This is a genomic window from Mycobacterium sp. Root265, from assembly GCF_001428895.1.
GTDB lineage: Bacteria > Actinomycetota > Actinomycetes > Mycobacteriales > Mycobacteriaceae > Mycobacterium.
On the sequence record NZ_LMJA01000001.1, the window covers coordinates 361,454 to 382,103 of the forward strand.

Here is a 20,650-nt window from a genome sequence, read left to right on the forward strand (position 1 = left end):
ATCACGGCACGGGGTGGAAGGACGATCCATGACGCACGGTCCGGTCGGAGGCGACGAAGCCTCGTTCCTCGATGACGATTCCGGGTTCAGCTCCGGTCGCACGGCGGTGCGGATCGCGGCGGTCGCCGCGCTCGGCGGCCTGCTGTTCGGCTATGACAGCGCGGTGATCAACGGCGCAGTCGACTCCATCCAGGAGGACTTCGGGATCGACAACGCGAAACTCGGGTTCGCGGTCGCGTCTGCGCTGCTTGGAGCCGCGGTCGGCGCGATGACAGCGGGCCGCATCGCCGACAAGATCGGCCGCATCGCGGTGATGAAGATTGCGGCCGTGTTGTTCCTCATCAGTGCTTTCGGAACGGGCCTGGCACACGAGGTCTGGACGGTGGTGGTGTTCCGCATCGTCGGTGGCATCGGTGTGGGTGTGGCGTCGGTCATCGCGCCGGCCTATATCGCCGAGACGTCGCCGCCGGGCATCCGCGGCCGGCTGGGCTCACTGCAGCAATTGGCCATCGTGCTGGGTATCTTCGCGTCCTTTGCGATCAACTGGGTGCTGCAGTGGGCGGCGGGCGGGCCCAACGAGGTGCTGTGGCTGGGCCTGGACGCCTGGCGGTGGATGTTCCTGGCGATGGCCGTGCCGGCCGTGCTGTACGGCGTGCTGGCCTTCACCATCCCGGAGTCGCCGCGTTATCTCGTTGCCAGCCACAAGATTCCGGAAGCCCGCCGGGTGTTGAGCATGTTGCTCGGGCAGAAGAACCTGGAGATCACGATCACCCGTATCCGGGACACCCTGGAGCGCGAGGACAAGCCGTCGCTGCGGGACCTCAAGAAGCCGACCGGCGGCATCTACGGCATCGTCTGGGTGGGTCTGGGCCTGTCGATCTTCCAGCAGTTCGTCGGCATCAACGTGATCTTCTACTACTCCAACGTGCTGTGGCAGGCGGTCGGCTTCAGCGCCGATGACTCGGCAAAATTCACCGTGATCACCTCGGTCATCAACGTGCTGACGACGTTGATCGCGATCGCTCTGATCGACAAGATCGGACGCAAGCCGCTACTGCTGATCGGATCGACCGGCATGGCGGTCACGCTCCTCACGATGGCGGTCATCTTCGGTAACGCGACGCTCAACGCCGACGGCACGCCGAGCCTGCCCGGCGCATCCGGGACGATTGCGCTGATCGCGGCCAACCTCTTCGTCGTCGCGTTCGGTATGTCCTGGGGCCCGGTGGTCTGGGTGCTGCTCGGCGAGATGTTCCCCAACCGCATCCGCGCCGCCGCGCTCGGTATTGCCGCGGCCGGTCAGTGGGCAGCCAACTGGCTGATCACCGTCACCTTCCCGGGTCTGCGGGAGCACCTGGGCTTGGCCTACGGCTTTTACGCACTGTGCGCGGTGCTGTCGGGCCTGTTCGTCTGGCGGTGGGTGATGGAGACCAAAGGCGTGTCGCTGGAGGACATGCACGGCTCGATCCTGCGTGAGGACAAATCCGCCACCAACTGACCGCCGAGTGCGCCCGGGGGCGATCAGCGGCACATCGGCCCCACCGTTACCTTGAGTGCGGGGAGCACGTCGGTCGTTGGGGGTGAGCAGGTGGACGCCGGTCGGTTGCTGTCGCGCGACGTCGCGGCGATCGCCGCGCCGTGGGTGCTGGTGGTGGCGCTCGCGTTGACGATGGTGCTGGCACGCGATGCGGCCCACCTACCCGTCGTCAATGACGCCATCTCGCTGGCACTGGCGGGGTATGCCGCCGCGAGCGCCGTGACAGCCGCCCGCGCGGCCGACGGACCCGTGCGCCTGGCCTGGGCGATCCTGGCCGCGGCGCTGGCGGCATGGGCGATCGGTGACGCGATCTGGTTGGTCTACGACGTGGTGCTGCGTCAGCCGCCGTCACCCTCACCGGCGGATCTGTTCTATCTGGCGTTCAACGTGCTCGTCGCCCTCGGCCTGGCCCAGCTGCTCGCGGCGGGCACCCTGATCTCGCGGCTGCACCTGGCCCTCGACGCGCTGACGGTCTCGCTCTGCCTGTTTCTGCTGGTGTGGATCTTCAGCCTGAATCGGGTGTTCGACAACCTGCGTGACCACAACGTCGAACTGACGCTGGCGCTGGTCACCCCATTGGCCGATGTGGTGGTGCTGTCGATCGCGGTGCTGGCTCTGGCGCGCTCGCGACGCCGCAGGCCCGTGGCGCTGGCAGTGGTCACCGTCGCCATCACCTTGATCACCGTCGCCGACGTCACTTTGGCGTTCCTGATCGTCGACGGCAGTTACCGCACCGGACATTTCATCGACCTGCTGTGGGCCGCCGCCATGGCGTTGTTCGCCGTCGCGGCGGTGCTGAGCCGGCGCCCGCAGCCCGCACCCGATCGCCCGGCGCCGGTGCCGTCCCACTCGTCACTGTGGTTGCCCTATGTCCCGTTGTTGCTGGCGGGCGTTCTCGGTCCGCCGGTGGTGATGCGCGGATTCGAGAGCGTGCTGGTGCAGATGATCGTGGTTGTCATCTGTGCCAGGCAGATACTGTCGGCGTGGGACAACCGCCAGTTGCTGACCGCAGCAGCCGATCAAGCGTTACGAGATCCGTTGACCGGCTTGGCAAATCGCACATTGTTCAACGAACGCCTGGACCACGCGATGCTGTTACGGGTCCGCGATTCCCGGCCCATCACCGTGATTTCGATCGATCTCGACGACTTCAAACTGGTCAACGACAGCCTGGGCCACCCCGTGGCGGATCGACTGTTGATCGGGGCAGGACAACGCTTCCTGGAGTGTGTCCGGACCGGCGACACCGTCGCGCGCCTGGGCGGCGACGAATTCATGATGTTGCTCGAAGGCGGCGCGGATGACCACCAGCTGGTCGCGCAACGGGTGGTCGAAGCCTTCGAGCGGCCGTTCGAGGTCGACGACCACGAAGTCTTCCTGCGACCGAGTCTCGGGGTGGCGACGGCGTCCGAGGATGAACCGGACCTGACCGCGAGTACGCTGATGACGCAGGCCGACCTGGCGATGTACGCGGCCAAACGGTCGGCGGCCGACATCCAGACGTTCGCCGCCGACCTGACCACGGCGCCCACCGACATCGTCGACCTCAAGCAGCGGCCCCGTCGCCCCACGGGCGGGGGAGCCGCACGCATCCGCCTGCTGGGTGAGCTTCGCGACGCGGTGGATCACCGCACCATCGAGGTGGCCTACCAACCCAAGGTGAATCTGAGCAGCGGAAGGGTCACCGGTGTCGAGGCACTGCTGCGCTGGCCCCACCCACGGTTGGGCACGCTGCGCCCCGACGCCTTTCTGTCCCTGGTCCGCCAACACGGTCTGATGCGTCCCGTGTCGGAGATCGTCGTCAGCAAGGTGCTCGATGACGCGGCCGACTGGCGTTCCCAGGGTCTCGACATCGCCGTCGCGATCAACTTCTTCGCGCCGATGCTGCGTGACACGCGACTGCCCGACCAACTCTGCCTGGAACTCGACCGCCGCCACCTCGACCACGACGTGCTGACCGTGGAGATCACCGAGGATCTCGTCCTGACCGAGGTCGGCACCGTCAAAGCGGTGCTGCGGGAGCTGCGCGAACGGGGGGTGCGGGTGGCCATCGACGACTTCGGCAGTGGCTACTCGGCGTTGTCCTACCTGCGTGACCTCGCCGTCGACGAAGTGAAGCTCGACCGGCAGTTCGTCGCCGACGTCACCTCCGACCCACGGGCCGCCGCGGTGGTCGGCGCCGTGATCAATCTGACCCATACCCTGGGCATCTCGGTGGTCGCCGAAGGTGTCGAGAACGCCGACACCGCCGACTGGCTCACCCGGCACGGCTGTGACATCGGCCAGGGTTTCTTCTTCAGCACCCCGGTCGAACCCGCCGCCGTGCCCGCGTTGCTCGACAGACTGGGCGCCTCAGATTGGGCGGGATGAGCACCGCGTCTCCGAGGCTGTCCTGCACGCATGAAACAATCGGTGCCCGTGAAGACCTTCGAAGGCCTGTTCGCCGAGCTCAGTGAGAAAGCGCAGACCCGGCCCGCCGGCAGCGGCACGGTCGCTGCGCTGGACGCCGGCGTGCACGGCCTGGGCAAGAAGATCCTCGAGGAGGCCGGCGAGGTGTGGCTGGCCGCCGAGCACGAAAGCGATGAAGCGCTCTCCGAGGAGATCAGCCAGCTCCTCTACTGGACCCAGGTGCTGATGCTCTCGCGCGGTCTCAGCCTCGACGACGTGTACCGGAACCTGTGATGACGACACTTCGCGTCGCCGTGCCGAACAAGGGTGCGCTCAGCGAATCGGCCGCCGAGATCCTGTCCGAGGCCGGCTACCGGCGCCGGACCGATCCCAAGGATCTGACCGTCGTCGATCCCGCCAACAACGTCGAGTTCTTCTTCCTGCGGCCCAAGGACATCGCGATCTACGTGGGCTCCGGGGAACTCGACCTCGGTATCACCGGCCGCGACCTGGCCGCCGAGTCCGATGCCCCGGTCCGCGAGCGGCTGGCGCTGGGCTTCGGCTCATCGACGTTCCGCTACGCCGCGCCCAAGGGCCAGGACTGGACCATGGATGCGCTGGCGGGCAAGCGGATCGCCACCGCCTACCCGAATCTGGTCCGTAAGGATCTGGCGGACAAGGGGATCGAGGCCACTGTCATCCGCCTCGACGGTGCCGTGGAGATCTCCATCCAGCTCGGTCTCGCCGATGTCATCGCCGACATCGTCGGTTCCGGACGCACCCTGGGACTGCACAATCTGGTGGCCTTCGGTGAGTCGCTGTGCGATTCCGAGGCGATCCTGATCGAACGCGCGGATCCCGAGCCCGATCCCGCGCGCGACCAATTGGCTGCCCGGGTGCAGGGTGTCGTCTTCGGCCAGCAGTACCTGATGCTCGACTACGACTGCCCGCGCACCGTGCTGGAGAAGGCCACCGCCGTCACACCCGGCCTCGAGTCGCCCACGATCGCTCCGCTGGCCGACCCTGACTGGGTGGCGGTGCGCGCGTTGGTGCCGCGCCGTGACGTCAACGCCATCATGGACGAGATCGCCGCCATCGGCGCCAAGGCGATCCTGGCCTCCGACATCCGGTTCTGCCGGTTCTGACGCAGCACCGGATACCGGGCTGACCGGCGTCGTGCGTGTTAGCGTCCGGAGATCATCCGATCTTGTCCGGAGGTTGTCATGACGGTGGTCCTTGCTCTGCTGCTGGCACTGCTGATCGGCGTGGTCGCCGGGTTGCGCGCACTGACACCACCGGCGGTGGTGGCCTGGGGCGGCGCACTGGGCTGGATCGACCTCGACGGCACCTGGGCGCAGTTTCTGACCAACCCGATCACCGTCACGGTGCTGACCGTCCTGCTGGTCGTCGAGTTGGTCACCGACCAGCTGCCCAACACCCCGGCGCGCACCGTCACGGTGCAGTTCGCGGCGCGGCTGTTCACCGGTGCATTCGCCGGGGCCGTCCTGGTGACCGGCGCGTTGGCCGCGGTGAAGACCGGGACGATCATCTCCGGCATCGGTGCCGGCGTGATCGGTGCGGTGCTGGGCACGATGGGCGGCTACCGGGCCCGCAAGGCCCTGGTCGCACGCAACGGCGGCAAGGACCTCCCGGTGGCCCTGGTCGAGGATGTCACCGCGGTGCTCGGCGGTTTCCTCGTCGTCTTCCTCGCCAGCCTGATCTGATGACCGGCCCGGTGACCGATTTCGACGCCATCATCGTCGGCGCCGGCCAGGCCGGACCACCGCTGGCGGGCAGGCTGACCGCCGCCGGACAGCGGGTCGCGGTGATCGAGCGCAAACTCGTCGGCGGCACCTGCGTGAACTCGGGCTGTATCCCCACCAAGACCCTGGTCGCCAGTGCGCATGCCGCCCACATCGCCCGCCGTGCAACCGATTTCGGTATCGGCACCGGCGAGGTCACCGTCGACATGGCGAAGGTGAAGGCCCGCAAGGATCAGATCGTGCAGTCCGACCGGGACGGTGTCGAGGGCTGGCTCGAAGGGATGGACGGCGCCACCCTGTTACGCGGGCACGCCCGTTTCGTCGACCCGCACACCATCGATCTCGACGGCCGGCTGTTGCGCGCCGAACGCATCTTCCTCAACGTCGGTGGCCGTGCCGTGGTGCCGGATCTGCCGGGCCTGGCCGATATCGACTATCTGACCAATGTGTCGGTGCTGGAACTCGATTCGGTGCCCGAGCACCTCGTCGTCGTCGGCGGCAGCTACATCGCCCTGGAGTTCGCGCAGATGTACCGGCGTTTCGGGGCGCGCGTCACGGTGATCGAACGGGGGCCCCGATTGACCTCCCGTGAGGACGAGGATGTCTCGGCGGCCATCCGGGGCATCCTCGAAGCCGAAGGCATCGAGATCCACGTCGGCGCCGACGACATCCGGTTCACCAAGTTGCAGCACGGATTCGAGGTCACCCCGCGATCCGGTGCCGCACCGATCGTCGGCAGCCACGCCCTGATCGCCGTCGGCCGGATACCCAACACCGACGATCTCGGCTTGGAGCACGCCGGTGTGCGCACAGACAGCCGCGGCTACATCGAGGTCGACGACACCCTGCGCACCAATGTCGAGCACATCTGGGCGATGGGGGACTGCAACGGCAAGGGCGCCTTCACCCACACCTCGTACAACGATTTCGAGATCGTGGCGGCCAACCTGCTCGACGACGATCCGCGCCGGGTCAGCGACCGGGTGCCCACGTACGCGCTCTACATCGACCCGCCGCTCGGCCGTGCCGGGATGACTGCCGACGAGGTGCGTCGCACCGGTCGTAAAGCGTTGGTGGGCAAGCGCCCGATGACCCGCGTCGGGCGGGCGGTGGAGAAGGGCGAGACCCAGGGCTTCATGAAGGTCGTGGTCGATGCCGAGACCGAGGAGATCCTGGGGGCGTCGATTCTCGGGGTCGGTGGCGACGAGGTGGTGCACGCGATCCTGGACGTGATGACCGCCAAGCTGCCCTACACCGCGATCTCACGCACCATGCACATCCATCCGACCGTCAGCGAGTTGGTGCCCACCCTGCTGCAGGATCTCAAGCCGCTGAACTAGCCGCCCGGCCGGCCATCAGCTGGGCGGTGACGGTGGCGACGCGCTGCCCGAGGTGCCGGCAGGTCCGGAGGTCGGCGGGGTGCACATCCTCGGGTCCGGCGTCGACGTCGGTCTGCGCACCCGCACCGAGCCAGAAACCGAGCCGGTTCAGGTCCTGCTCACTACCTGCCGAGGAGTTCCAGCCCGGGCCCAGACCCAGACTGACCCAATGCATGTGGTGCTGGGCGGCGAACACCGTCAGCGAGATCAGGGCGGTCAGCTTGTCCCCGCTCTTGGCGCCGGAATTGGTGAACCCCGCCGCGATCTTGTCCCGCCACGCGCCGGTGATGCAGCGCCGTCCGGTCTGCTCCGCGAATGCCTGGAACCCGGCCGACACATTGCCCATGTAGGTCGCGGTCCCGAAGATGATGGCGTCGGCACCGTCCAGCGTCGCCCAGTTCGCATCCGTCATCGTGTCGACGGCCACCGCGGCGACGTCGGCACCTTCGGCGCGCGCACCGTCGGCAACCGCGGATGCGAGCGTCGCGGTGTGCCCGAAGCCGGAGTGGTAGGCGATGACGATCGCCGGCCGGTTCCCGAAGGCATTGTCGGTCATGAGAACTCCTCACCTGTCGGCGCGAAGCCGGAGATGGCCTGCACGCGTTGAGCCCAGTTGGGTAGTGCTTCGCCGGCGAGCAACGCCGCGAGCCGATCGAGGTACGCGTGTGTCCCGGTGCGGAAACCGTTCGCGTTCGGTGCGCTCAGCCCCCGGTGGCTGAGCCGCAACAGGGTGCCGTCGCCGTCGGAGCGGAGTTCGTAACGCACCACCCCGGGTTCGACGATGGGCTGCAGCCATTCGTGTTCGAACACATGCGGCGGATCCCAGACCAGAATGCGGCCGGTCATCCGCTTGCGCTCGGGCGGCAGCGGCGGGCCGGAGGCGACGGTCTCGATGGTGCCGCCCTCACGCGGGTCGATCACGGTGCGGCCCATCCACTTTCCGCGATGACCGGGATCTGTGATCGCGGTCCACACCTGCTCGACCGGGTAGGGCAGTCGTCGTTCGAAGTGCAGCACCGCGCGATCACCGTCGACGGCCACCCGTCCGTCATGAGCGGTCACGACGGTTCCCCGAACGTCGCGTGCAGATGATCTTCGAGCGCATCGAGGCGGCCGGACCAGAAGTGCCGGTAGGACTCGATCCAGGTGTCCATCTCCACGAGACCGTCGGCGCGCAGGGCATAGATGCGCCGCTGCGCATCGGAGCGGACCTCGACCAGGCCGACCTCGCGCAGCACCCGCAGGTGACGGGACACCGTGGGCTGCGTCAGCGCGGGCAGGGTGTCGACCAGTTCACCGGCGGTGCGCTCACCGTGTCGCAGGGCATCGAGCAATGTGCGCCTGCTGGGTTCGGCGACGGCTTCGAAGACGTCCATGGACCTAGTATTGCAATGGATCTATATAGATGCAAGCGCATATTACTGCTGGGGCAGCGCGCGTGCGGTCAAGCGGCCTGCTCCGGAGCAGCCGTCTGGTGCATGCCGTCCAGGGTGCCCGCCCGTAGCTGCGCGGCGAGTTCGTCGCGCAGGGTGGCTGCGCCCGCGTAGTCCTTCGCATGTTCGGTGCGGAAATGTGCGTACTGCCGGTCGACCTGAACCGGCCAGCGGGCCAGCCCGGTGGCCCGCGCCAGCAGTACGACGGGCAGCGCCAGCAGTTGCAGCACCAGGTTGATCAGCCAGAGCGACACCATGAACACCGCGGCCAGAGCGATGAGTATCGCCTTGCCCCCGTAGATGATCACCCACAGCACCACGCCGACCGTCAGCTGCAGGAACCGCAGGGCGGCGCCGGGCGGTTCCTCGGTGGTCGCCGTGTCCTCGGTTGCGGTGCCCTTGTCCGAGGGACTGTGCCACATCTCGCGGAAGGACACCGGCCCGCGCCAGGGCAGCCAACGCCGGCGCACCGTCCACGTCACCCCGTCACTGCCGATCACCGAGAGTCCGGCCACCGCCTACCTCCGCTGCACGAGGAGCGTCTGGGCAGACGTTCCGATGAATCCCTGCCGGTCGAAGATATCCGCCGTCGTCACCCCGATACCGTCCGGGCCGATGGAGCCGCGGGCGCGGAGCGCGAAGTCGCTGCCGGCGGGCGCGCGGTGCAGATGGACGGCGGTGTCGGTGTTCATGAAGACGAACACGTCGGGATCGAGTGCGGCGCCGACACCGTTGGCCGAGTCGACCACCATCGCCAACCGCTGCAAATCGGTCAACGGCTCGGAAGCAACCAGCGGCACAAGGGGACTCATCCACACCACCGCAGCATCGCCGGGGCCGGTCCGCTGTTTGCGCCAGCTGACGGTGTCCAGGTAGCCGGGTGCGCCGACCCATCCGTGCGGATTTTCCATCGCCGCACCCTCCACCAGCGGGGGATAGCGGTCGGTGACGGCATCGGCGGTATCGCTGGTGGCCAGCAGCCAGGCACTCACCCGCGCCAGCACCCTGTCCTTGCCCTGGACCGTCCGCATCTCGGCGATCGCCATGGTGATCCGGGCGCCAGGCCGTTCCACCCAGGCGCGCACCTTCACCGGGGCGACCGGAATGGCTCCCAGGATGTCGAGCACCAGACGGCCCACCCGGAGTTCGGGACGGTCGAGGTAGAGCTCCTCGATCGCTCGGGTCAGCAGCGCCAGTGGCGGTGACCCGTGCTGTATCTCGGTATCCCAGTTGCTCGCGGTGCCCAGGGTGGATTCGAACACCTGGTAGCCATCGGACTCGGACAGCCGCCGGTAGTGGCAGTCGCTCACTCGACCGCCGTTCCTTCCTGGCTCCTACCCTCCGCAACAATTTCCCGGGTCGCTTCGCTCCTGCCCTCCGGTGCGGGTTCCTGCGGCCAGCCCGGGTACACCGGAGGCGTGCCGCCGAACTCCGGGCAGAGCTGCTGGTGCGCGCACCAGCTACACAGCTTCGAGCGCTTGGACCGGAAATCGCCCGTACTGCCGGCGGACTGGATCGCCCGCCAGATGGCGGTCAGGGTCCGTTCGAAGCGCACCAGCTCCTCCAGGTCGGGGGAGTAGTCGAGCACCTGTCCATCGGCCAGGTAGAGCAATCGGAGCTTGGCGGGCAGCACCCCGCGCGACCGCCAGAGGGCGACGGCATAGAACTTCATCTGGAACAGCGCCTTGGCCTCGGCCAGCGCCCACAGCTCCGACGGGGACTTGCCGGTCTTGTAATCGACGACCCGCATCTCACCCGTGGGGGCGATATCGATCCGGTCGACGAAACCGCGCAGCAGCGTGCCGTCCTCCAACTCCACCTCGACGCGCTGCTCGCAGCTGTGCGGATCGAAGCGGGTCGGGTCCTCCAGGCGGTAATACCCCGACAGCAGCTTGCGGGCGTCGCGCAGCAGCTCGGCCCGAAGCTCCGCATCCACCTCGGCGCCGTCGGCGAGCACCCGGTCCAGCGCCGGGTCCACCAGCGTCAGCGCGGTGTCATGGATGCGCTCGACCGCGGGCAGCGCGTAGAGCTCCTCCAGCGCGGCATGCACCACCGATCCGCGCAGCTGGGCCGGCGAGACCGGCTCGGGCAACCGGTCGATCGCCCGGAACCGGTACAGCAGCGGGCACTGTTTGAAATCACTGGCCCGTGACGGTGACAGGGCCGGGCGCCAACCGGTGCGGGCGGGTGCTGGGGCGCTCATAGGTGAAGCCTAGGCCTGCGGGCCGACAACAATTCGTAGCCTCGGCGGCGCGTCTGGCAGGCTGACCCCCGTGCAAATCACTGGTCCGTTCGTCATCGGCGATCGCGTGCAACTCACCGATGCCAAGGGACGGCACTACACGATGGTGCTCAATCCGGGTGCCGAGTTCCACACCCACCGCGGCGCCATCCCGCACGACAACGTGATCGGCCAGCCCGAGGGCAGTGTGGTGAAGTCCACCAACGGCGACCCGTTCCTGGTGCTGCGGCCCCTGCTGATCGACTACGTCCTGTCGATGCCGCGCGGAGCGCAGGTCATCTATCCCAAGGACGCTGCCCAGATCGTGCACGAGGGCGATATCTTCCCCGGCGCACGCGTGCTGGAGGCCGGTGCCGGCTCCGGCGCACTGACCTGTTCACTGCTGCGGGCGGTCGGGCCGACCGGTCAGGTCATCTCCTACGAGGTGCGCGATGACCATGCGGTGCACGCGATCCGCAATGTCGAGACCTTCTTCGGCGAGCGCCCGGCCAACTGGGATCTGCGGATCAGCGACCTGAACGAGTATCCGGCCGGCGGCCGCCCGGCGGCCGGCGACGCGACCGGCGACCAAGAAGTGGACCGCGTGGTGCTGGACATGCTGGCTCCCTGGGACGTCCTGGACACGGTGGCGACGGCGCTGGTGGCCGGCGGCGTGCTGATCGTCTACGTCGCCACCGTCACGCAACTCTCCCGCACCGTGGAGGCGCTGCGGGAGCAGCAGTGCTGGACCGAGCCCAGGTCCTGGGAAACCATGCAGCGCGGCTGGAACGTCGTCGGCCTTGCGGTGCGGCCACAGCACAACATGCGCGGGCACACCGCTTTCCTGATCAGCGCCCGCAAGTTGGCGCCGGGCACGGTGACCCCGACGCCGCTGCGCCGCAAACGCCCCCAGGTCTGAGCGGGCTCACTCGTCGGTGCTGCGGTGCAGTCCGCGGCGCGTCGAGAGCAGCTCCAGCTCGGGCCGCGCCGCCACCAGCCGTTCGGCGGCGTCGAGCACGTCCACCACATGCGCGCGGTCGGCGGCCACCACGGACACCCCGACACCGGCCCGGCGGTGCAGGTCCTGATCTCCGGTCTCGGCCGCCGACACCGTGAACCGGCGGCGCAGTTCGGCGATCACCGGACGGATCACCGACCGCTTCTCCTTGAGCGAATGCACATCCCCGAGCAGCAGGTCACACTCCAGCCAACCGATCCACATGGCTTACCGCGGTGGTTCGGGCGCCGGGGTGTCGGTCGGGGCCGGTCCCAGTTCGAGCAACTGGTCGGCTGTTGCCCGGGTCAGCTGCCAGGCCCCTTCATCCAGGGTGAACTGCATGGGGAAGGTGAACGGGCGCGCCTCGGGGGCCGGGTTGGCCGAACTGACCGTCACAGTGGCGACGACGTCGCCGTACTCGGTGGGCGACCAGCTGAGGTCGGCGGCCTGGAACGTCAGCGGTGCCAGACCACCGTCCACGGTGGCCCGGGCGAAGCGGTCCAGGGCGGCGCCGTCCTCCGGAGTGGCGTACTGCACCAGCGCGACCTTCTGCTCACCGGGAACCGAAGGGTCCGCCAGTCTGGCCAGCACATCGGTGAGCGCCTCGGGGTCCGGCAGGGGTGCCTGCGGGGCCGATTGGGCGCCCGCGGCAGCCGGTGCGGAGGACGAGGTCACCGGCGCCGGCGGAATCGGCTCCGCGCCGCAGCCCGACAGTCCGAGCGCCACCACGAACAGGGTGGCGCTCACGACCGCTACGGGACTGCGGCGCATCGGCGCGTGGGTCAGCCGGCCGCCGAGAGCAGCGCCAAGGCCGACTGCCGGGACACCTGCCAGCCGGTGGGGCTGGGTCCGGCGGTGAAGGTCACGGGCTGAGTCGCGGTGCCGCCGGTGGCGGAGGTGGCGGTCACGTTCGCGGTGGCGACCGGCCCATTGACATCGATGTCGGCGATGTTGAAGGTCAGCGGGAACTTACCTTCGCGGGCGGCGTTGTTGTAGGCGCGGTCGGCGGCGATCGACTCGATCCGGCCGATCCCACCCTGGATGTAGGTGGCCTTCCCGGAGAAAGAACCGGGCCCAGCGAGAACGCTCAGCGTCTGCGTCAGAGGTGCCTGCAACTCAGGGGCGGGCGCCTGCGGCATCGGGATGTCCCAGACCACCGGGGTGATCGCCGGGGCGCTGCTGGCTGTAACCGACGACACGCCCGTCGCCGCAGCGGTTACCAGGCCGGCTGCTGCCGCGCTGGTGACGAAGCCGATTGCGAGGGTTTTGAGGATCACAGTGGTCCTTTCAATGGGGCAAGCTAAGCAAGGAGGTTAACAGCGTTGCTGGTGTGTCGAATTCCTAGACCGCACACAAAGGCTGAATCGCCGGTAGCGTTGAAGTTGTTACTGCACCAACATTCGGTGCGGGAGGGAGCGCAGCATGAGTGAGTCCGAGCGTTCTGAGAATTTCGGAACACCCCACGAATCGAGCATGTCCGCAGAGGATGCCGCCGAACTGGAGAGGCTGCGCCGAGAAGCGGCCGCCCTGCGTGAGCAACTCGAGGGAGCGGTAGGCGCCGGCAGCGGACTGCGGACGGCCCGCGATGTCCAGCAACTCGAGGCGCGCATCGACTCATTGGCGGCGCGCAACGCCAAGCTGATGGACACCCTCAAGGAGGCCCGCCAGCAACTTCTCGCGCTGCGCGAAGAGGTCGACCGGCTCGGGCAGCCGCCCAGCGGCTACGGGGTGCTGCTCGCGGTCTACGAGGACGAGACCGTCGACGTCTTCACCTCGGGCCGCAAGATGCGTCTGACGCTGTCGCCCAACATCGAGACCAGCACCCTCAAGCAGGGTCAGTCGGTCCGGCTGAACGAGGCCCTCACGGTCGTGGAGGCCGGCGCCTTCGAGGCGGTCGGCGAGATCAGCACGCTGCGCGAGATCCTGGACGACGGCCACCGCGCGCTCGTCGTCGGCCATGCCGACGAGGAACGCATCGTGTGGCTGGCCGAACCACTGGTCGGCGTGGAGTACCTTCCCGAAGGGGTGGAGATCCCGCTCGACATCGACGGAGAGCCCCCGCGCAAGCTGCGTCCCGGCGACTCGCTGTTGGTCGACACCAAGGCCGGCTACGCCTTCGAACGGATCCCCAAGGCCGAGGTCGAGGATCTCGTGCTCGAAGAGGTGCCCGATGTCAGCTACGGCGATATCGGTGGCCTCACCCGCCAGATCGAGCAGATCCGCGACGCGGTGGAACTGCCGTTCCTGCACAAGGATCTCTACCGCGAGTACTCGCTGCGGCCGCCCAAGGGCGTGTTGCTCTACGGCCCGCCCGGATGCGGTAAGACACTGATCGCCAAGGCCGTCGCGAATTCGCTGGCCAAGAAGATGGCCGAGCTGCGCGGCGAGGACTCCCGGGAAGCCAAGAGCTACTTCCTCAACATCAAGGGTCCCGAGCTGCTCAACAAGTTCGTCGGCGAGACGGAGCGCCACATCCGGCTGATCTTCCAGCGAGCCCGGGAGAAGGCGTCCGAGGGCACCCCGGTGATCGTGTTCTTCGACGAGATGGACTCGATCTTCCGTACCCGCGGCACAGGTGTCAGCTCGGACGTGGAGACCACCGTCGTGCCGCAGTTGCTCTCGGAGATCGACGGTGTCGAGGGCCTGGAGAACGTCATCGTCATCGGCGCCTCCAACCGCGAGGACATGATCGACCCGGCCATCCTGCGGCCCGGCCGCCTGGACGTGAAAATCAAGATCGAGCGCCCGGATGCCGAAGCCGCGCAGGACATCTTCTCCAAGTACCTGACGGAGAACCTGCCGGTGAACACCGACGATCTGGACGAGTTCGCCGGTGACCGTGGGCTGACCATCAAGACGATGATCGAGAAGGTCGTCGACCGGATGTACGCCGAGATCGACGACAACCGGTTCCTGGAAGTCACCTATGCCAACGGTGACAAGGAAGTCATGTACTTCAAGGACTTCAACTCCGGGGCGATGATCCAGAACGTAGTGGACCGCGCCAAGAAGTACGCCATCAAGTCGGTGCTGGAGAGCGGGCAGAAGGGTCTGCGCATCCAGCATCTGCTGGATTCGATCGTCGATGAGTTCGCCGAGAACGAGGACCTGCCGAACACGACGAATCCCGATGACTGGGCCCGCATCTCGGGCAAGAAGGGCGAGCGGATCGTCTACATCCGCACGCTCGTCACCGGCAAGAGTTCGTCGGCCAGCCGGGCCATCGACACCGAGTCGAACCTGGGGCAATACCTCTAGGGAACCGAGCCGCCGACCAGGTCGGCGATCGCGTGTAGCTCAGCGAGCACCAGCGCGATCGCCGGCCGGGACGCAGCGCCGACGCGTGTCACCGCCTCGATCCGCCGGGCCAGTTTGATGTCCTCGATCGGCCTGCGGACCAGATCGCGCGCCAACACCACATAGCGCGGCATCAACGCGATCCCGATGCCGGCCTGCACCAGTTCCTCGAGGACCCGGAAGTCGTTGACCCGTTGGGTGATTCGGGGTGCGACCCCGGTGAGGGTGGCAATCGACTTGAACACGTCATCGACCATCAGGCCGCCCTCGACACCGATCCAATCCTGATCGGCGAGCTCTGAGAGCCGCAGCTGCGCCTTGCCCGCCAGCGGGTGCTGCGGCGGCAGCAGGACGTCCAGCGGTTCGCGCAGCAACACCGTGGAGGTGAACCTCGGACCCCAAGCGGTGGTGTCACGCTCATCGCGGTGCACGACCACCACATCGACATCGGCGAGTTGCTGGGGTGCCCGCGCGGCAGGCACGTCGATATCGCGGCCGATGACCTCGACTCCCCGGGCCCGGGTGCCGAGGATCAACGGCGCCAACAACATCGCCGCACCGGATGGGAAGAACGACACCGTCACCTCGCCGCGGGCGGTGGTCCGGTAGCTGTCCATATCGGCCTGCGCCCGGTCCAGCGCGGCGAGCACCTGTTCGGCGTGACCCACCAGCACCTGCCCGGCGTCGGTCAGTCGCACCCGCCGACCCGCCGGTTCCAGCAGCGTGACACCGGCCTCGCGCTGCAGGGTCTTGAGCTGCTGGGAGACCGCCGACGGTGTCATGGCCAGCACGTCGGCCACCGCGGCGACGGTGCCATGGTCGGCGAGTTCGCGCAGCATGCGTAGCCTTGAGGCATCCATGTAGCAATACTACTTCTATGCGTTAGAAGAAGTAGCTGGACTGAATGGTCGGTGATCGGCAGTCTTGCCCCATGACTCGGTACCGCGTCGACCTCGCCCTGCTGGCCGTGGCGTTGGTGTGGGGATCGAGTTATCTGGCCGCCAAGGAGGTCGTCGACGCGGACAGTGTGCTGGCCTTCCTGGCTGTGCGGTTCGCCATCGCCGCCGGCGTGCTGGCGCTGGTGCTGGGGCGCCGGATCACTCGAATCGGCCGCCCGGAAATACTTGTGGGATCGCTGTTCGGCGCCATCCTGACCGCTATCTGTGTCTGTGAAACATACGGGGTGACAAGGACATCGGCGTCCAATGCCGGTCTCATCATGGCGCTGACAGTGGTGATCACCCCGCTGCTGGGTGGTCGGGGAGCCGTCGCGCCACTGTTCTACGCACCGGCCGCGGTGGTGGTGCTGGGCTGCCTCGCGCTGACCCAGTCCGGTGGTTTTGCGCTGCCCGGCGCCGGTGACGCCCTGATCGTGGCGGCGGCGGTGCTGCGGGCCGTGCACGTCACCGTCATGTCGCGGGCCTCGGCGCAGCGCCGGCTCGATCCGGCGGCGGTGACGCTGGTGCAGCTGACCACGGTGGCGGTGCTGGCATCGATGCCGGCCTGCGCGCTGGGACAGTTCTCCGTCGTGCCGCAGATGTCCGGACGGGACTGGGCGCTGATCGCCTATCTCGCGCTGGCGTGCACGGTGTTCGCGTTCGGTGTTCAGATGTGGGCGTTGCGGTGCAGCACTCCGGCGCGCATAAGCCTGCTGCTGGGCACCGAGCCGCTGTGGGCGGTGGCGATCGGGGTCGGGCTGGCCGGGGACCCGGTCACCGCCCTCGGCGCGCTCGGCGCCGCACTGGTGGTGGCCGGCACGAACTGGGGCAGAATCGTTGACAGCGCAACGATTTCGACGTCGGCGTCCGACGCGCCAGGACGGCCCCGCAGGCCGGGGGCCGCGGGGCCGCCATCGAAAAAGGGCTGATCAGCAGAGGTGCAGGATGGCGGCCTTGTAAAGGAAGGTCGCGTCGGCGGCGTCGACGTTCTCGTTGGTGTTCTCATAGATCGCGTCGAGCGTGACCTGTTGGGGCACACCGTTGGCGAGGTCCTCGCAGATGGAGTAGCCCATGTCCAGGGCCACCTCCTGGGACGTGTCGCCGTAGCCGTAATCGGTCAGCTCGGTGAAGTAGCCGGTTTCGTCGGCGCTGGCCGGAGCCGCGACCGCGAGTCCCGCGGCGAACGTCGCCGCGAGGACCGGCAGCAACATCTTCCTCATGGTGGTCATCCCTTCATCCCGTGTTGCGCAGGTGGTTGCCAGTCACAGGACATTTTCCGGTGATGCGCAGCGTAGGGAAGTGTAAAGCCGCCTCACAGGGTTTGCACGCCAATCGAACAGACTCAGCTCTTGGCTTCCCATTCCAGGTAGGCGTCGCGTCCAGCAAGGCTCACCGCGACGTCGGCGATCAGCGGATCGAAGAAGCGCTGTCGGTACAGCGGGTCAACACTGGTGCTCACGGTGAAGTAGAGCCCGGACAGTACGGCGACGAACAGCGAGGTGTGCACCACCGTCTGCGGAATCGGGATGTGGACACCGAACCACGTTCCCGCACAAGGCGGTTGGCCGACCTGGCAGGTCTCCTCGGCGGCCCACAGCACGGTGACGTCATAGGGGATGGCGATGATGCCCAGCGCCAGGAAGAAGGCGAACAGTCCGGCGGTGAACAGCACCACCTGAATGGCTTGGGACACCACCATCACGGCGACGACGTTCATCTGCTCGGCGCGGGAGAGCGGCGTGCGGGTCCCCGCGGGTGCGGTGAAGGGCGTGCCGGCCAGCAGTCGGCCGGCATCGGTCTGTTCGGCGCGGTCGTCCCGCAGCGCCTGCACCTCGTCGCGGATGGTGGTGACCATGAACAACAGCGCCACCAATGCCAGGAAACCGACTGTCTCCCAGAGGCGTTGACGAGTCATCCGGGCCGAGAGCTGCCACAGTTCGCCGGTGAAATACACCACCACCGTCAGCATCAGCAGCGGCAGCGCCCGGCTCATCAGGGTGCCGAGCGCGCCCAGCTGCACCCAGGCGAACCGGAAGGCCCATGCCGCGATAGACCCGAAACCCAGGTAGGTCAACCAGATCGCGAGCAGTGAGATCAGCACGAACAGTGGCGCCTCGGCGGCCGCGGCGCCGGACCAACCGCTGACCGTCACCGGCATCACCACCACGAAGATGGCCATCACTCCCCAGGCGCCCCAGCGCCGGGCGGCCTCGCCGAGTGCGGTGGATCGGCGGTGCAGTGTCACGAGCACGAACGGGGCGGCCAGCAGCACGAGCGTGATGATGCCCAGCCGCAACGCGTATGCGTAGTTCGGGCCGTCGCCGGTGACCTCGGCCAGCAGCATGGTCAGCGCGGTCAGCGCACCCACCGAACTGATCATCGGCGCCGAACGTTCGATCAACCTCCGGGACCGCACCCGGCGGGTCAGCACCAGCGGCAGACCGCGATGCAGAAACCACTCGTGCACCTGCTCGTCGTTCTTGGTCGGGCTGCTGTCGGACACCGCAACATTGTGCGCGTTCGGCGGCCGAATGGCGTGCCACCACGCGCGATCGGCGCCATGAGGCACAGTGGATGGATGCGACGTGGACTTACCCGGCCCGGGAACTGGGGGATCTCGGCGAGGTCGGCTTTCGTCGCAGCCAGCGTGGTGTTCGTGGCGCTCGGTGTCACCGGGATGGTGCTGGCCGGCGTGCTCTATCGCTCGATGCTCAGCGAGGTCGACAACGCCGCCGCCGCGCGGGTGGCCCGGGCCGCCGCGGTGATCGCCGCCCGTGGCCCGGCCGCGCTGGACGCCGAACTGCTCGCCACCGACACCCGGGTGCTGGCCGTGCAGGTCATCGGCGCCGACGGCACGGTGCTGCACCGCTCGCCGGGAGCGCCGTCCACACCGCTGATCCCGGTCGGTGAGATCGGTGCGGGCCCGCGGATCGGTATGCCCGAACATGATTCACCGTTCGGCGAGATCCGTTTCAGCGCGCAGACCGTCATCGGCCCCGACGCGGCGCGCTACACCGTGGTCGTCGGTGAGGGCAGTCCGCTGGTGCTCTCGACGGTGGGGACCGTGGTGACCGCGCTGGCGGTGGCAGCGCCCGTGGTGATCGCGGTGTCGGCGGCCGCGACCTATCTGCTGGTGCGCCGATCCATGCGGTCGGTGGACGATATCCGCTCCCGGGTCGCCGATATCACCACCTCGGATCTGACCGGCCGGGTGCCGGTGCCGGACAGTCGTGACGAGATCGCCGCGCTGGCGGTGACGATGAACGAGATGCTGGCCCGCGTCGAGGCCGGGCACGCCGCACAGCAGCGGTTCGTCGGGGACGCGTCACACGAATTGCGCAGTCCGTTGGCCACCATCATCTCGGCCCTCGAGGTCGCCCAGGCCCATCCCGATCTGCTCAACCCCGAACTGGCGCAACACACGCTGATGCCCGAGGCGCAGCGGATGCGCTCGCTGATCGATGATCTGCTGTTGCTGGCGCGTGCCGACGAGCGGGGCTGGAACATCCGCCGCGACGATGTCGATCTGGACGACCTGGCGAACGGCGAGATCGAACGGCTGCGGCGGGACAGTGATCTGGAGGTGACCGTGAGCATCGAACCGGTACGCGTCAGCGGCGATCCGCCGGCACTGGCCAGGGTGCTACGTAATCTGCTGGACAACGCCGCCCGGCATGCCGCATCGGTGATCGAGGTGGACCTGCGCCACCGCAATGGGCAGGCGGTCCTGACCATCGGCGATGACGGCCCGGGAATACCTGCGGGGGACCGGCTTCGGGTGTTCGACCGGTTCGTCCGCCTCGACGAGGGCCGGTCCCGGGGCGCCGGCGGCACCGGGCTGGGGCTGGCGATCGTGTCCGAGATCCTCGCGGCCCACCACGGTCAGGTCCGGATCGAGGATCGCCCCGGCGGCGGGACGCGGGCGGTGGTTCAGTTGTCGGCGGCCAGCCGGTAGCCGACACCGCGGATGGTCTCGATGGTGTTGGTGCCGAACGGGATGTCGATCTTGCGGCGGACATAACCGACGTACACCTCGACGACATTGTCCGGGCCGTCGTAGTGGGCGTCCCAGACGTTGTGCAGGATATCTGCCTTGGTGACCGCGACGTTCTTGTTGCGCATCAGATACTCCAGCACCCCGTACTCGCGCGGGGTCAACGACAGCGCCTTGTCGCCGCGTTGCACGAGGCGCCGGCCCGGATCCACCGTCAGCGTGCCCGCGGTCAGCATCGGCGGCTTGTGCGGTGCCGCGCGGCGCACCAGGGCGCGGAGCCTTGCCACCAGCACGATGAACGAGAACGGCTTCGTCAGGTAGTCGTCGGCGCCGAGATCGAACGCGTCGGTCTGGTCGTACTCGCCGTCCTTGGCGGTCAGCATCAGCACCGGCGTCCACACCGAACGCGCCCGCATGCGGCGGAGCACCTCGTAGCCGTTGAGACCGGGGAGCATGATGTCGAGGACCACGACGTCGAAGTCGTTCTCGGTCGCCTGCCACAGTCCGTCGATACCGTTGGCAGCCTCCACGACGGCGAACCCTTCAGCCCGCAGGCCGATTGCCAGGGTGGAACTCAACCGGGGTTCGTCCTCGACGATCAGAACTCTCATAACGTCTCTATGTCTACAGGCTCAGCGCAGAGGTCGGCACGCCACACTGTGCGCGGCGCCCGCATGTCAACGACGAGCATGAAGGAGAAAGC

Annotated in this window: 23 protein-coding genes; 10 read left to right on the plus strand and 13 right to left on the minus strand. The window is 67.7% G+C overall.

Annotated elements, in window-relative coordinates:
- Nucleotides 1–28: 28 nt before the first annotated feature.
- From ASE48_RS01570 to ASE48_RS01595, 6 genes are all read left to right on the plus strand, one after another.
- Entirely contained in the window at nt 29–1,498 is a 1,470-nt protein-coding gene (locus ASE48_RS01570) for a sugar porter family MFS transporter (protein WP_057165239.1), read from the plus strand.
- Between the two features lie 90 nt (nt 1,499–1,588).
- On the plus strand, nt 1,589–3,907 hold the full coding sequence (locus tag ASE48_RS01575; RefSeq protein WP_057165240.1) for a putative bifunctional diguanylate cyclase/phosphodiesterase: 2,319 nt from the start codon (nt 1,589–1,591) through the stop codon (nt 3,905–3,907).
- 30 nt (nt 3,908–3,937) lie between these two features.
- The gene (locus ASE48_RS01580; RefSeq protein ID WP_057165241.1) at nt 3,938–4,219 is read left to right on the plus strand and encodes a phosphoribosyl-ATP diphosphatase; all 282 of its coding nucleotides are present in this window, start codon (nt 3,938–3,940) and stop codon (nt 4,217–4,219) included.
- On the plus strand, nt 4,219–5,070 hold the full coding sequence (gene hisG, locus ASE48_RS01585) for an ATP phosphoribosyltransferase (RefSeq protein ID WP_057165242.1): 852 nt from the start codon (nt 4,219–4,221) through the stop codon (nt 5,068–5,070). The genes ASE48_RS01580 and hisG overlap by 1 nt, the downstream gene beginning before the upstream one ends.
- A gap of 78 nt (nt 5,071–5,148) precedes the next feature.
- The gene (locus tag ASE48_RS01590) at nt 5,149–5,649 is read left to right on the plus strand and encodes a DUF4126 family protein (RefSeq protein ID WP_057165243.1); all 501 of its coding nucleotides are present in this window, start codon (nt 5,149–5,151) and stop codon (nt 5,647–5,649) included.
- The gene (locus ASE48_RS01595) at nt 5,649–7,028 is read left to right on the plus strand and encodes an FAD-containing oxidoreductase (protein WP_057165244.1); all 1,380 of its coding nucleotides are present in this window, start codon (nt 5,649–5,651) and stop codon (nt 7,026–7,028) included. The genes ASE48_RS01590 and ASE48_RS01595 overlap by 1 nt, the downstream gene beginning before the upstream one ends.
- On the opposite strand, the gene ASE48_RS01600 is transcribed toward ASE48_RS01595, so the two are convergent.
- The 6 genes from ASE48_RS01600 to ASE48_RS01625 form a co-directional block, all read right to left on the minus strand.
- Nucleotides 7,012–7,623: a flavodoxin family protein gene (locus ASE48_RS01600; RefSeq protein ID WP_057165245.1), complete on the minus strand. Its 612-nt coding sequence runs from the start codon at nt 7,621–7,623 to the stop codon at nt 7,012–7,014. The genes ASE48_RS01595 and ASE48_RS01600 overlap by 17 nt on opposite strands.
- Nucleotides 7,620–8,129, minus strand: coding sequence for an SRPBCC domain-containing protein (locus ASE48_RS01605; RefSeq protein ID WP_057165246.1), 510 nt, complete (start codon nt 8,127–8,129; stop codon nt 7,620–7,622). Before ASE48_RS01605 ends, ASE48_RS01600 begins: the two co-directional genes overlap by 4 nt.
- Nucleotides 8,126–8,443, minus strand: coding sequence for an ArsR/SmtB family transcription factor (locus ASE48_RS01610; RefSeq protein ID WP_057165247.1), 318 nt, complete (start codon nt 8,441–8,443; stop codon nt 8,126–8,128). The genes ASE48_RS01605 and ASE48_RS01610 overlap by 4 nt, the downstream gene beginning before the upstream one ends.
- Nucleotides 8,444–8,511: 68 nt before the next feature.
- Nucleotides 8,512–9,015: a hypothetical protein gene (locus ASE48_RS01615; protein ID WP_057165248.1), complete on the minus strand. Its 504-nt coding sequence runs from the start codon at nt 9,013–9,015 to the stop codon at nt 8,512–8,514.
- A gap of 3 nt (nt 9,016–9,018) precedes the next feature.
- On the minus strand, nt 9,019–9,810 hold the full coding sequence (locus tag ASE48_RS01620; protein WP_057165249.1) for a thioesterase family protein: 792 nt from the start codon (nt 9,808–9,810) through the stop codon (nt 9,019–9,021).
- A complete protein-coding gene (locus ASE48_RS01625; RefSeq protein ID WP_057165250.1) occupies nt 9,807–10,703 on the minus strand; it encodes a RecB family exonuclease in 897 nt (298 codons plus the stop codon). Before ASE48_RS01625 ends, ASE48_RS01620 begins: the two co-directional genes overlap by 4 nt.
- Nucleotides 10,704–10,773: 70 nt before the next feature.
- On the opposite strand from ASE48_RS01625, the gene ASE48_RS01630 reads away from it, so the two are divergent.
- Nucleotides 10,774–11,640: a tRNA (adenine-N1)-methyltransferase gene (locus ASE48_RS01630; RefSeq protein WP_057165251.1), complete on the plus strand. Its 867-nt coding sequence runs from the start codon at nt 10,774–10,776 to the stop codon at nt 11,638–11,640.
- A 6-nt stretch (nt 11,641–11,646) separates the two neighbouring features.
- On the opposite strand, the gene ASE48_RS01635 is transcribed toward ASE48_RS01630, so the two are convergent.
- Genes ASE48_RS01635 through ASE48_RS01645 form a run of 3 tightly spaced genes read right to left on the minus strand, consistent with a single transcriptional unit; the run spans nt 11,647 to nt 12,995 of the window.
- Nucleotides 11,647–11,943: a DUF503 domain-containing protein gene (locus ASE48_RS01635; RefSeq protein ID WP_057165252.1), complete on the minus strand. Its 297-nt coding sequence runs from the start codon at nt 11,941–11,943 to the stop codon at nt 11,647–11,649.
- Between the two features lie 3 nt (nt 11,944–11,946).
- The gene (locus ASE48_RS01640) at nt 11,947–12,465 is read right to left on the minus strand and encodes a hypothetical protein (protein ID WP_235570586.1); all 519 of its coding nucleotides are present in this window, start codon (nt 12,463–12,465) and stop codon (nt 11,947–11,949) included.
- 35 nt (nt 12,466–12,500) lie between these two features.
- Nucleotides 12,501–12,995, minus strand: coding sequence for a hypothetical protein (locus ASE48_RS01645; RefSeq protein ID WP_057165254.1), 495 nt, complete (start codon nt 12,993–12,995; stop codon nt 12,501–12,503).
- Nucleotides 12,996–13,140: 145 nt separating this feature from the next.
- On the opposite strand from ASE48_RS01645, the gene arc reads away from it, so the two are divergent.
- A complete protein-coding gene (gene arc / locus ASE48_RS01650) occupies nt 13,141–14,976 on the plus strand; it encodes a proteasome ATPase (RefSeq protein ID WP_057165255.1) in 1,836 nt (611 codons plus the stop codon).
- On the opposite strand, the gene ASE48_RS01655 is transcribed toward arc, so the two are convergent.
- Nucleotides 14,973–15,875 carry a LysR family transcriptional regulator gene (locus ASE48_RS01655; RefSeq protein WP_057165256.1) on the minus strand — a complete coding sequence of 301 codons (903 nt, stop codon included), beginning with the start codon at nt 15,873–15,875 and terminating at the stop codon, nt 14,973–14,975. The two genes, arc and ASE48_RS01655, sit on opposite strands and share 4 nt — an antisense overlap.
- Nucleotides 15,876–15,946: 71 nt before the next feature.
- Between ASE48_RS01655 and ASE48_RS01660 the strand changes: the two genes are divergently transcribed.
- The gene (locus ASE48_RS01660) at nt 15,947–16,882 is read left to right on the plus strand and encodes a DMT family transporter (RefSeq protein ID WP_057165257.1); all 936 of its coding nucleotides are present in this window, start codon (nt 15,947–15,949) and stop codon (nt 16,880–16,882) included.
- Here ASE48_RS01660 and ASE48_RS01665 read toward each other — a convergent pair whose 3' ends face one another.
- The gene (locus tag ASE48_RS01665) at nt 16,883–17,173 is read right to left on the minus strand and encodes a DUF732 domain-containing protein (protein ID WP_162264168.1); all 291 of its coding nucleotides are present in this window, start codon (nt 17,171–17,173) and stop codon (nt 16,883–16,885) included.
- Nucleotides 17,174–17,295: 122 nt separating this feature from the next.
- A complete protein-coding gene (locus ASE48_RS01670; protein WP_200962034.1) occupies nt 17,296–18,456 on the minus strand; it encodes a hypothetical protein in 1,161 nt (386 codons plus the stop codon).
- Between the two features lie 75 nt (nt 18,457–18,531).
- Here ASE48_RS01670 and ASE48_RS01675 point away from each other — a divergent pair, with 75 nt between their 5' ends.
- The gene (locus ASE48_RS01675) at nt 18,532–19,908 is read left to right on the plus strand and encodes a HAMP domain-containing sensor histidine kinase (protein ID WP_057165259.1); all 1,377 of its coding nucleotides are present in this window, start codon (nt 18,532–18,534) and stop codon (nt 19,906–19,908) included.
- Here the strand turns inward: ASE48_RS01675 and ASE48_RS01680 are convergent.
- Nucleotides 19,884–20,558, minus strand: coding sequence for a response regulator transcription factor (locus tag ASE48_RS01680; RefSeq protein WP_057165260.1), 675 nt, complete (start codon nt 20,556–20,558; stop codon nt 19,884–19,886). The two genes, ASE48_RS01675 and ASE48_RS01680, sit on opposite strands and share 25 nt — an antisense overlap.
- Nucleotides 20,559–20,650: the final 92 nt, after the last annotated feature.